General features: G+C 64.5%; 9 protein-coding genes. 3 read left to right on the forward strand and 6 right to left on the reverse strand.

The features are described 5' to 3' along the window. Position 1 precedes the first annotated feature (1 nt). The 6 genes from KI611_RS14390 to smc are packed head-to-tail and all read right to left on the reverse strand — an operon-like array spanning position 2 to position 9,303. Entirely contained in the window at positions 2-703 is a 702-nt protein-coding gene (locus KI611_RS14390; RefSeq protein ID WP_226416342.1) for a class I SAM-dependent methyltransferase, read from the reverse strand. Next, on the reverse strand, positions 703-1,248 hold the full coding sequence (locus tag KI611_RS14395) for a hypoxanthine-guanine phosphoribosyltransferase (RefSeq protein ID WP_226416343.1): 546 nt from the start codon (positions 1,246-1,248) through the stop codon (positions 703-705). Before KI611_RS14395 ends, KI611_RS14390 begins: the two co-directional genes overlap by 1 nt. Further along, positions 1,249-2,118 carry a UTP--glucose-1-phosphate uridylyltransferase GalU gene (gene galU, locus KI611_RS14400; RefSeq protein ID WP_226416344.1) on the reverse strand — a complete coding sequence of 290 codons (870 nt, stop codon included), beginning with the start codon at positions 2,116-2,118 and terminating at the stop codon, positions 1,249-1,251. It abuts the gene before it with no gap. After that, positions 2,115-4,502: an NAD-dependent DNA ligase LigA gene (ligA, locus tag KI611_RS14405; RefSeq protein ID WP_226416345.1), complete on the reverse strand. Its 2,388-nt coding sequence runs from the start codon at positions 4,500-4,502 to the stop codon at positions 2,115-2,117. Before ligA ends, galU begins: the two co-directional genes overlap by 4 nt. Then, entirely contained in the window at positions 4,502-5,794 is a 1,293-nt protein-coding gene (locus KI611_RS14410) for a cell division protein ZipA C-terminal FtsZ-binding domain-containing protein (protein WP_226416346.1), read from the reverse strand. Before KI611_RS14410 ends, ligA begins: the two co-directional genes overlap by 1 nt. Then, a complete protein-coding gene (gene smc / locus KI611_RS14415; RefSeq protein ID WP_226419920.1) occupies positions 5,791-9,303 on the reverse strand; it encodes a chromosome segregation protein SMC in 3,513 nt (1,170 codons plus the stop codon). The genes KI611_RS14410 and smc overlap by 4 nt, the downstream gene beginning before the upstream one ends. Positions 9,304-9,462: 159 nt before the next feature. On the opposite strand from smc, the gene KI611_RS14420 reads away from it, so the two are divergent. From KI611_RS14420 to dapD, 3 genes are all read left to right on the forward strand, one after another. Further along, positions 9,463-9,936: a nucleoside deaminase gene (locus KI611_RS14420; RefSeq protein WP_226416347.1), complete on the forward strand. Its 474-nt coding sequence runs from the start codon at positions 9,463-9,465 to the stop codon at positions 9,934-9,936. Positions 9,937-10,058: 122 nt separating this feature from the next. Next, positions 10,059-11,249 carry a succinyldiaminopimelate transaminase gene (gene dapC / locus KI611_RS14425; RefSeq protein WP_226416348.1) on the forward strand — a complete coding sequence of 397 codons (1,191 nt, stop codon included), beginning with the start codon at positions 10,059-10,061 and terminating at the stop codon, positions 11,247-11,249. A gap of 16 nt (positions 11,250-11,265) precedes the next feature. Continuing rightward, positions 11,266-12,081, forward strand: coding sequence for a 2,3,4,5-tetrahydropyridine-2,6-dicarboxylate N-succinyltransferase (dapD, locus tag KI611_RS14430; protein WP_226416349.1), 816 nt, complete (start codon positions 11,266-11,268; stop codon positions 12,079-12,081). Positions 12,082-12,095: the final 14 nt, after the last annotated feature.

Genomic DNA, 12,095 nt, shown 5'->3' on the forward strand with positions numbered 1-12,095 from the left:
CTTATTTTTTCCTTTCAGCCAGCAACGAGGCCAGCACTGGCACCACGCTCTTCATCGAGGGGTGCGATTTACGGAGTTGCGCCATGCCGACGGCGCCGTCGTCGAGCTTGCGGTAGAGCGCATTGCGGCGTTCGGCGACAAACGGCAGATCGAGCAAAGTTTTTCCGCCATGATAGCGAACCAGCGTGTCGCGGCCGATATCCTTGGCCTGCCAGGAAATCGCCGTCCGGTCGACATAGTGCAGGGCCTGGACGCTGGGCAGGCTGGCCGCCAGTTCGGCCACCAGTCGATGAATCTTTTCCCGGTAGGCGACGACCGCCTGACCGCCATCGCTTGCCGTCGCACCGGTGGTTTCGGCCGGGGCGCCCATCAGCCAGCAGACCACGCTATCCGGTGCGAAAGCGGCAAGCTGCGCCCGCTGTTCATCACTCAGGGCGGTCAGCTCGGCCTGCAGCAGGGTGACGTCCTGGCCCGCGACACGGGCTTGCGTTGCCGCCAGGCACTCGGCCAGCGCATCAACCGCCAGCACGCTGAGGCCGCGGGCCGCCAGTGCCTGCGTCGCAAAACCGACGCCGCTGCCAATTTCCAGCACGCGCCGGCCGGGCACCAGCCCGGCCATCCATTCGTAGTCGCCGCGCTTGGCGCAGGCCAGCCCTTCGACTTCCCAGTAGCCGATGAAATCGGCCACTGTCGCGCCGCTCATCAGTCTTCCTTCATGGCATAAATGGCCGGCAGATTGCGCCAGGCGCCATCGACATCCATGCCGAAACCGAAGACGAAACGGTCCGGCACCGGCAAGCCGACGAAATCGGCAGCAATCGGCTTGGCCTTGCCATTCAGCTTGTCGGTAAAGACTGCCAGCAGCACCTCGGCCGCCCCCAGGCGGATCAGGCTTTCCTTGACCGCGGCCAGGGTCACGCCCTCGTCGAGAATGTCGTCAACAACCAGCACCGTCCGCCCCTTGACCGAGGTCCACGGCGCCATCCGCCAGGAAATCTTACCGCCCTGGGTTTCCGGGCCGTAGCGGGTGGCGTGCAGGTAATCGAAGTCGAGCGGGAAAGCGAGCTTGGGCAACAACTGCCCGCAGAAGATCACGCCGCCAGTCATCACGCACAGAACCAGCGGATTCGTCTCGGCCAGGCGCTCGCGAATCAGGCCGGCAACCTGCTCCAGCGCCGCCTGAACGGTTTCTTCGGAATGGATCAGGTCAGCGTTGGCCAACAACGCACGGGCTTTTTGCAACTCCATTTATTTCTCCAGACTTTTCAGATAAGCATCGAAATCGGCCCCGACTTCCGGGTGGCGCTGGCCGAAGACGACCGTCGCCTGCAGGTAGCCGAGCTTCGAGCCGCAATCGTAACGGGTCCCGGCATAGCGATAGGCCAGCACCTGTTCTTCACTGAGCAGCGAAGCAATGCCGTCGGTCAATTGAATCTCGCCGCCGGAACCCGGCTTGACGGTTTCCAGGTGATGGAAGATGCGCGGCGTCAGAATGTAACGGCCGACCACGGCCAGCGTAGACGGCGCCTCCTCGGGCTTCGGCTTTTCGACGATGGCATTGACCTGTTCCAGACGGTCGGCGACGCGACGGGCATCGACGATGCCGTAGCTGCGGGTGTCGGCGCGCGGCACATCCTGCACGCCGAGGACCGAACAGCGGTAGTAGTCGAAGGTATCGGTCATCTGCTTCATCACCGGCACCTCGCTGTCGAGCAGGTCGTCGGCCAACAGCACGGCGAACGGCTCGTCGCCGATGACCGGCTTGGCGCACAGCACGGCGTGGCCGAGGCCGAGCGCTTCGGCCTGGCGGATATAGATGCAGTTGATGTTTTTCGGAATCATGTTGCGGACGAATTCGAGCAGTTCGCTCTTGCCGCGCGCTTCGAGTTCGCTTTCCAGTTCGTAGGCCTTGTCGAAGTGGTCCTCGATCGAGCGCTTGGAACGACCGGTAACGAAGACCATGTCGGTAATGCCTGCAGCGACCGCTTCCTCGACAGCAAACTGGATCAGCGGCTTATCGACGATCGGCAGCATTTCCTTCGGACTGGCCTTGGTGGCCGGCAGAAAACGGGTGCCCATACCGGCCACCGGAAAGACAGCTTTGCGAACTTTTTTCATTCTTCGACTCCCTTTTCGAGCAATTTCAACAACTCTGTTTCATCGATCACCGACACGCCCAACTCCAACGCTTTTTCCAGCTTGGAGCCGGCTTCCTCGCCGGCCACTACGAAATCGGTTTTCTTCGATACCGAACCGGCCACCTTGCCGCCGGCGGCTTCAATCATCGCCTTTGCCTCATCGCGTTTCAGCGTCGGCAGCGTGCCGGTGAGAACGCAGGTCTTGCCGGCCAGCGGCGCCTCTGCGCCATCCTGCCCAGTTGCGGCCGGCAGAGCGGCCAGCAGTTCGTCGCGGCGGGTCGCCACGGCCGCCAGCAAACCACGATTGCCGCGTGCTTGCATCCAGTCGCCAAGTGCCGTGATGACCTCGCCGGGAATGCCGGCGCCCGACAGCGCAGCACCGTTGATACCCTGCGTGGCCAGCGTCGCCCCGTCGATCACGACCGCCAGTTGCCTCGCCCGCACCGGCGTCAGCCGGGGTACGCCGAGCACCGCGTACAACTCGCTCCAAGTCAGCCGCTCGGCCAGGCCGTGCCGCGGCGCATGCTCGTCGGCCGGCGCAACGCCGATTTCCGGGCAAAGAAGCTCGTCGACCGCCTGGACATTGCGCTCTTCGGCAAAGAAGTCGGCAATCGCCGTCGCCACCGTAGCGCCGATATCGGGCAGCACGGCGAGCAGCGGTGCCGGCGCCCGGCGTACGCGCTCGATGCTACCCAGCCAGTCGGCCAGCGTCTTGGCGGTCGACTCGCCGACATGGCGGATACCCAGCGCAAACAGCAGGCGGGCGAGACTGGGCCGTCGGCTGGCGGCGATACCGTCGAGCAGATTCTCGGCCCAGCGCGTCGGTGTCTGGCCGGCCTTGGCCGTTTCCGCCACGTTGCCGTCGCGCTCGTCGGCACGCCGCTTCATTTCGAGCAGGTCATTGAGCTTGAGGCGATAAAGGTCGGCAACGCCATGCACGTAGCCGAACTCGACCAGGCGCTCGACATAACGCTCGCCCAGCCCCTCGATATCCATCATGCGGCGCCCGGCGAAATGCAGGATGGCCTGGATGCGCTGCGCACTGCAGGAAAAACCGCCGGAACAGCGCGTTACCGCCTCGCCCGGCTCGCGCACGACGTGGGCACCGCATACCGGGCAGGCGTCGGGCATGGCGAAGGGCTGTGCGGCAGCGGGCCGGCGTTCGGCGACGACGCCGACCACCTCGGGGATGACGTCACCGGCGCGACGCACGATCACCGTGTCGCCAACACAGATGCCGCCCTTGCGCTCGACTTCGTCGGCATTGTGCAAGGTCGCATTGGTCACCGTAACGCCGCCGACAAAGACCGGCGCCAAGCGCGCCACCGGCGTCAGGGCACCGGTACGGCCGACCTGAATGTCGATCGCCTCGACTACGGTCAACGCTTCCTGCGGCGGGTATTTGTGCGCCACCGCCCAGCGCGGCTCGCGCGAGCGGAAACCGAGGCGGGCCTGCAGCGCCAAGCTATTAACCTTGTACACGACGCCGTCGATATCGAAAGGCAGGCTGTCGCGCAATTCGGCGACCTGCCGATGGAAACCGGCCAGCGCCTCGCCACCGGCCAGCACCGCGCGGTGTTCGCAGACCGGCAGGCCAAAGGCCGCCAGTGCGTCGAGCACGCCAGCGTGGGTTTCCGGCATGTTCCAACCGTCGACCGCACCGAGGCCGTAGGCGAAGAAACACAGCGGCCGGCTCGCGGCAATCGCCGGATCGAGCTGGCGAATACTGCCGGCGGCGGCATTGCGTGGATTAACCAGGGTCTTATCGCCCCGCGCCGCAGCGGCCGCGTTGTATTTCTCGAGGTCGTCACGCCGCATGTACACCTCGCCGCGCACTTCCAGCAACGGCGGCGCAGCGCCAAGGAGGCGCAGGGGAATCTGGCGCAGCGTGCGCAGGTTCTGCGTCACGTCTTCGCCGGTGACGCCGTCGCCACGCGTCGCACCACGCACCAGCACACCGTGCTCGTAGCGCAGGCTGATCGCCAGACCATCGAATTTCAATTCGGCCGCATACTCGATGAAAGGTGCGGTGGCCGGCAATTCCAGCTCACGCCGGAGGCGCGCGTCGAAATTCAGGGCGCCGGAAGACTCGGTATCGGTCTCGGTCTGGATCGACAACATCGGCACGTCGTGGCGTACCGGGGCAAACTGAGTCAGCGGCTGGCCGCCCACCCGCAAGGTCGGCGAATCGGCCGTCAGCAGATCGGGATACTGCGCTTCCAGTCCCTGCAGTTCGCGGAACAGCTTGTCGTATTCGGCATCCGGAATGGTCGGCGCATCGCGCACGTAATAAGCGACATTGTGACGTTCCAGTTCGCTGCGCAGCCAAGCCGCGCGCTCGGCCTCCGCAACCGGCACCGCCATCAGGAAAACAGCCGCAGGGCCTGGGCCGAGCCAGCCGGCAAGCCGAAACTGGCCATCGTAGCCTGCGGCTTGCCGACGAATTCGCGACGGATATGGTCGAGCTGGGCATCGGACAGCGGCTGACGATTGTCATCGACCAGCGCACCTTGCAGGGTATCGGCGAACCGTTTGGCCAGTTCGGTCATCTGCATGAAGACGCGCTCGCCGTGGTCGACGCGCGGCACGTCGAGGACGAAGGTCAGGCCGTGCGTCGTCAGCGTGCGCACCGACTCGGCGGTGAAAGGCGTGCTTTCGTAATTCTGCAGGCTGAACTGGGCGCGACCGGCCTCATCGTAGCGGGTGAACAGGCCGTCGATGCCGAGCACCAGACCGGCCGCTTCGGCCAGCGCGCGAATCTTGGTGCCGGAAAAGGCATTGCCGCGACTGATCAGATTGACCCCGATTTCAAGGTCAACCGCGGCACAGAAACGATCAATCTCGGCGGCCTGGTCGAAGACGCGCGACGAGGGCATGTCGGCCACCGCCATCAATTCGTCGGCCAGCGCCTGCATGGCGTTGGCAAATATCGCGACATCGCCTTCGGAAACCGGCCCCATGCGGTTGACCAGTTGCAGCCCGACGCGCAGGCGGCGCAGGTGCAGATTGCTGTCGGAAGCCAGCCGCTCCCACTCGCGGCTGCGCTCGTTGAAGCCGAGCCAGTGCACCGGCTTGTTCAGGCGATACAGGACATCGCGTTGCGACTGCAGAATCTCGATCGCCGAAACCGGTTCGACCAATTCCATGGCGACGATGAATTCCAGACGCGGATCAAGCAATTCGGCCGGCAGCGCGCTGGCCGGCAGGTCGCTCGATTCATCCTCCAGGCGCTTGCCGAGCAAGCGTTCGGGTGCAGGAGCAGGGGCCGGAACGGCCGGTGCGGCTTGGGCGACGGCAGCGGGGGCTGGCGACGGCTCGGCGGCGAGCGGTGCGCTGACCGGCGGTGGCGTGTATTCCGGAGCGGGAACATACGCGTCCTCCGCGTCGACCTCCGGCTCGACATCGGCAAACATCGGTTCGACCCGCTCGCTCGATGCGGCCGATTCTTCCTCGCCAAGACCGGGTTCGTTGCGTTCGGTCGGCACCGGCTTGACTGTCACCTTCGGCCCGTCACCGAGCAGCACGTCTTCGTGTTGCGGCTTGAAGACCGCTTCGGCCAGTTTGCGATGGCGATATTCCTGCCACTTGTTGTAAGCGAAAACGCCGACCACCGCCGTTGCGCCAAGGCCAATCAATCCGATCTGAAGTTCGGTCACGCCGCATCCCTCATTTTCAAAGCTTCCTCAATATCCACTTCCACAACGCGCGAAACGCCGGACTCCTGCATCGTTACGCCGACCAGTTGTTCGGCCATTTCCATGGCGATTTTATTATGGGAGATGAATAGAAACTGCGTGTTTGCCGACATTTTCTTCACCATGCCGCAAAAACGCTCCGTATTGGTGTCGTCGAGCGGCGCATCGACCTCGTCGAGCAGGCAGAACGGCGCCGGATTCAACTGGAACATCGAGAAGACCAGCGCGATCGCCGTCAGCGCCTTTTCGCCGCCGGACAGCAGATGGATGGTCGAATTCTTCTTGCCCGGCGGCTGGGCGATGACCTGGACGCCGGCATCGAGGATTTCCTCGCCGGTCATCACCAGTTCGGCCCGGCCGCCGCCGAACAGTTCGGGGAAAAGCTGTCCGAAATGGCCGTTGACCGTATCGAAAGTCGATTGCAGCAGGTCACGCGTTTCGCGGTCGATGCGGCGGATGGCGTTTTCCAGCGTTTCCATCGCCTCGGTCAGGTCGGCCGCCTGCATGTCGAGATAGCCCTTGCGCTCGGTCGCCGTGTCCAGTTCTTCAAGCGCCGCCAGGTTGACCGCGCCGAGTTCACCGATGGCATTGCCGAGCCGGGTGATTTCACCCTGCAGGGAAGCCGGCCGGAGATTGCTGCCGTTGGTCGTCAATTCCTGTTGCAGCGCGGCTTCGTCGGCCCCGGCCTCGAGCAGTTGCTGGGCATACTGCTCGGTATTGAGCGTCGCCGCCTGTTCCTTCAGCTTGAGATCGCCGATCCGTTCGCGCAGCGGCTCCAGGCCCTGCTCGATCTTCATCCGCTGCTCTTCCAACGCCCGCAGCGCATTGGTCGCCGATTCCAGCGCATCGCGACAGCGGGCCAGGGCCTGCTCCTTTTCCTGGCGGGCCTCCAGAGCGCCCTGCAGGTTGTCTTCCATGACATCGGCTGGCGCGGCCTCGACCTGCTCGGCGCACTGGGCGCGATCCTTCTTGATACGGTTCAGTTCCCGCTGGGCCGTCGCCTGCTGGGCAAAAATATCCTGCAACTTGCCTTCGCTTTCGCGCAGCGAGAACTGGGCTTCGCGCAAGGCGCGGTCGAAATCGGAGTTGCGCTCGCGTTCGGCCCGCACCGCCCGCTCGGCGTCGTCAAGCCGGGCCTGGGCACCGGCCACCAGCACGCGGATGCGGGACAGGCCGTCGCGCACCTCGGCGATCTTCTCGTCCGCCGCCATGTCGCGCTCGCGCTCGGTTTCTTCCTCTTCGGCCAGTTCGGCCATTTGCTCCTGCAGGCGCTCCTTCTGTTCGCGGTAGCGCTCGATGGCCTGGCCGAGTTTCAGCACCTCAAGCTGCACGGCATGCACGCGCTGCTGGCGGTCGGTGACGTATTGCCGGGTTTCGCCGATCTCTTCCTGCTTGTCCCCGAACTGTTCGTCGAGCACCAACAGTTGTTCGCGCAGCGCTTCGGCCTGTTCTTCGTAGGCGGCAACCCCTTCGCCCAGCGCCTCGATTTCGCGCTGACGTTCGAGCAAGCCGTGCTCGCTCTTGTCCGGCGCGAAAAAGGTGACGCTAGCCCGGCTCAGCAGGTCGCCGCCGGCCGTTACCAGTACCGCCCCCGGCGGCAGTTCGGCCCGCCGTGCCAGCGCGGCATCGAGCGTCGCAGCGGTAAATACAGAACCCAGCCAGTCGGCCAGCACGGCGGCTATCGCCGGGTTATCGCTACGCACATGCTCGCTCAGCCGCCCGGCCGGTTCGCCGGCCACCGTATCAGATGGGAGGACAACGGAAAGCCGGGCATCGGGCCGGTCATGCAACCATTCGTCGAGCTTGGCCGGATCGTCGCAGGCGATGGCATTGAGCCGCTCGCGCAACACCGCCTCGACCGCTGATTCCCAGCCGGCTGCGACATGGATCTGCTGCCACAGCGGCGGCGCTTCTTCCAGCCCGTGACGGCGCAGCCATTCCGGCAACTTGCCGCTCTGCCGGGCACTGGCCTGCATCTGCTCGAGCGCGGCGCGGCGGGCCTGACCAGCGGCCAGTTCGCGCTCGATGCGCTGTAGCTCGCCCTGCATCTGCTTGCGGGCGGCCTCCAGTTGCGGCAATTCCTGCTGCAGCTGTTGCAGATGATCCTGATCGCCGGCCAGTTCCTCGCGCAACAGCGAGAGTTCTTCTTCCTTTTCGGCCAGGTCGAGGGCATCCGGCGCATCCTGCCCGCCCCCCTCCTCGCGCAGCCGCTCGCGACGCTGGGTGATGGCCTGCAAGGCGCGCTGGGCGTGTGCCTTATTGGTCAGCTCGACCTCCAGGCGCTGCTCGCCGTTGGTCGTCCGGGCCCGCAGCCGTTGCAGTTCTTCCTGCGCCTGGGCGTGGCTTTCCTCGACCTGCGGCGCGATGTCCATCTGCTGGTGCAGGCGTTCCTCCGCCTCGTCGACGCGCAAGCGGGTGATTTCCTGCAGTTCTTCCCACTTCAGCCGATCGCCGGCCAGCCGCTCGGCCGTCTCGGTCCATTGGGCCAGTTCGCCTTCCAGTTGCACCAGGCGCGCCTCCAATTGGCTGCGCGACTCGCGGCGATGGCGAATTTCGGCTTCCAGCCTGGCCACTTCGGCATTGGCGGTGTACATCTCGCTTTGCGCCAGATGCAGCGCATCGCCGGCGGCGAAATGGGCCTCGCGGGTTTCCTCGGCGCGCGCTTCGGTTTCGCGCAGCGCGGCGCTTTGCGCCTCGAGGTCGGTAACCGCCCGTTCGACTTCGAGCGCTACGCGCTGGCGTTCGCTCTCCGCTTCGCGCTTCCTGAGCAGCCACAATATCTGCTGGCGCTGTACCAGTTGTTCGTTCAGCGCATGGTAGCGGCGGGCCACTTCGGCCTGCGCTTCGAGCTTTTCCATCTGGCTGCCGAGTTCGAGGCGAATGTCCTCGACCCGGGTCAGGTTCTCCCGGGTGTCTTCCAGCCGGCCGTTGGTTTCCTTGCGCCGTTCCTTGTAGCGTGAAACGCCGGCCGCCTCTTCGAGAAAGACCCGCAGGTCGTCCGGCTTGGCTTCGATGATCCGCGAGATCATGCCCTGGCCGATGATGGCGTAGGCGCGCGGCCCGAGTCCGGTGCCGAGAAAGAGATCGGTAATGTCCTTGCGCCGGACCTTCAGGTTGTTGATGAAGTAGTCCGACTGCCCCTGCCGGGTCAGCGTCCGCTTGACCGACAGTTCGGCGTATTGCGACCACTGGCCGAGGGCCCGGCCGAGCAGGTTTTCGAAGATCAACTCAACGGAGGCGCGCGACACCGGCTTGCGGTTCGACGAGCCGTTGAAGATGACGTCCATCATCGACTCGCCGCGCAACTCAGAGGCTTTCGACTCGCCGAGCACCCAGCGCACGGCATCCATGATGTTGGATTTGCCGCAGCCGTTCGGCCCGACGACGCCGACCAGTTGCCCGGGCAGGGCAACGGCCGTCGGATCGACGAAGGACTTGAAGCCGGAGAGTTTGAGTTTGGTCAGGCGCATGCGCGGTACGGCAGACGGGAAGAGCCCTGTCATGACGGGGGCCGTATGATAGCATCGACGCAATTGCGCAGACGCCCAGCCCGCCGAAGTCGCCCGAGAATCAAAGCCAGGCCGGCCAGGCGACGAGGCGCGCCGCCATCGACCCAGCAGGGACCAGCCATGAACGACGATGCATTTTTCCTCCAGCGAGCCATCGAACTGGCCGCCGAAAGCGTCACATCCGGCCAGGGCGGCCCATTTGGCGCGGTGGTGGTACACGCCGGAACAATCATCGGCGAAGGCCGGAATCAGGTCGTCCCGGCCTGCGACCCGACGGCCCACGCCGAACTGGTGGCCATTCGGGCGGCCTGCAGCGCCCTCGGTCGCTTCCATCTGACCGACTGCACGCTGTATGCCTCGAGCGAGCCCTGCCCGATGTGCCTTTCGGCGGCCTACTGGGCGCGCATCAGCCGCATCGTTTTCGCCAATCCACGGGCCGACGCCGCTGCCGCCGGCTTTTGCGACGACGAACTCTACGACGAATTACGCCTGCCGCACGGCGAACGGCGACTGCCCACCATCCACCTGCCCATTCCCGGCGCCGCCGAGCCCCTGCTCCGCTGGCAGAACTTGCCGACCCGCCAGCCGTACTAGGAAGAACCGCCGGGAGGAGCGGATGGCGAAAAACCTTCTTTCGTTCGCCAAGCGGGCGCCGCTGATCCGGATCGATTTTCGGCGATAATTAACGCTTTAGCCGCCGCCCCAATAGCCCCCACGTGAATCCGCACCTCGCCCAACTCCAGCCCTACCCCTTCGAAAAGCTGCGCGCCCTGTTCGCCGGCATCACCCCGAACCCGCAATACAAGGAGATCAAGCTCTCCATTGGCGAACCGCAGCATCCGACGCCGCCGTTCATCATGCAGGCGCTGGCCGATGGCCTGAAGGGGCTGGCCAATTACCCGACGACGCCGGGCGTTCCGGCCCTGCGCCAGGCCATTGCCGCCTGGTGCGGCCGTCGCTACGGTCTGCAACTCGATGCCGAAAGCGAGATCCTGCCGGTCAACGGCTCGCGTGAGGCGCTTTTCTCTTTCGCCCAGACGGTGATCGATCCGAGCCGCGGACATGTGCCGCTGGTCGTCAGTCCGAATCCGTTCTACCAGATCTACGAAGGCGCGGCTTATCTCTCGGGCGCCGAACCGCGCTTTCTCAACAACCTGCCGGGCAACGACTTCGCCTTCGACTATGGCGCGCTGTCCGCCGAGGAATGGGCGCGCGTCCAGTTGTTCTACGTCTGTTCGCCGGGCAACCCGACCGGCAAGGTGCTGTCGCTGGCCGATTGGGAGACGCTGTTCGCCCTCTCCGACAAGTACGGTTTCATCATCGCTTCCGACGAGTGCTATTCCGAGATCTACTTCGACGAAGCCAATCCGCCGATCGGCGGCCTGCAGGCGGCCAAGCTGCTCGGCCGCAGCAACGAACGGCTGGTCATGTTCTCCAGCCTGTCGAAGCGCTCCAACGTCCCGGGCATGCGTTCCGGTTTCGTCGCCGGCGATGCGAAAATCCTCAAGAAATTCCTGCTCTACCGCACCTACCACGGCTGCGCCATGGCCCCCCCGGTGCAAACGGCTTCCATCGCCGCCTGGAACGATGAGGCGCACGTCCTCGACAACCGCAACCAGTACCGCGAGAAATTCGCCGCCGTCACCCCGTTGATCGCCGAGGTGCTCGGCACCGGCATGCCGGATGCCAGCTTCTACCTGTGGGCCAAGACCCCGATCGCCGATACCGAGTTCGCCCGGGGTCTGCTCGAACACTATAATGTTGTGGTCCTGCCCGGCAGCTTCCTCGCCCGCGAGGTAGATGGCCTGAATCCAGGTGCCAATTTTATTCGTATCGCGCTGGTCGCATCGCTCGAGGAATGCCTCGAAGCGGCCAGCCGTATTCGTCAATTTACCCAACAACTTTAAAACAGAGAGAACCTCCATGAGCCATCCGTTGCAAGCCACCATCGACGACCTCTGGGAACGCCGCACCGAGCTGTCTACCCAATCCGCCGACGCCATCAAGATCATCGAATCGGTGATCGGCGACCTCGACAGCGGCAAACTGCGCGTTGCCGAAAAAATAAACGGTGAATGGATCGTCAACCAGTGGGCCAAGAAGGCCGTGCTGCTCTCCTTCCGCACCCGCGACAACCGCGTCCAGGAAGCCGGCGAAATTCGTTTCTATGACAAGGTCGACACCAAGTTCCAGGGGTGGACCGAAGAGCAGTTCAAAGCCGGCGGCTTCCGCGTCGTGCCGGGCGCCTTCGCCCGCAAAGGTGCGTTCATCGCCAAGAACGCCGTGCTCATGCCGTCCTTCGTCAACATCGGCGCCTACGTCGATGAAGGCACCATGGTTGACACCTGGGTCACCGTCGGCAGCTGCGCGCAGATCGGCAAGAACGTCCACCTCTCCGGCGGCGTCGGCATCGGCGGCGTGCTTGAGCCGATCCAGGCCGGCCCGGTCATTATCGAAGACAACTGCTTCATCGGCGCCCGTTCGGAAGTCGTCGAAGGCGTCGTCGTCGGCGAAAACTCGGTGATCTCGATGGGCGTTTATCTCGGCCAGAGCACCCCGATCTACGATCGCGCCACCGGCGAAATCAGCTACGGCAAGATCCCGGCCGGCTCGGTTGTAGTCAGCGGCAACCTGCCCAAGGATGGCGGCAAGTACAGCCTGTACTGCGCCGTCATCGTCAAGAAGGTTGATGCCAAGACCCGTTCGACCACCAGCATCAACGAACTGCTGCGCGCCTAAGTCACCCCCAAAGA

The sequence above is a fragment of the Dechloromonas denitrificans genome, assembly GCF_020510685.1.
GTDB lineage: Bacteria > Pseudomonadota > Gammaproteobacteria > Burkholderiales > Rhodocyclaceae > Azonexus > Azonexus denitrificans_A.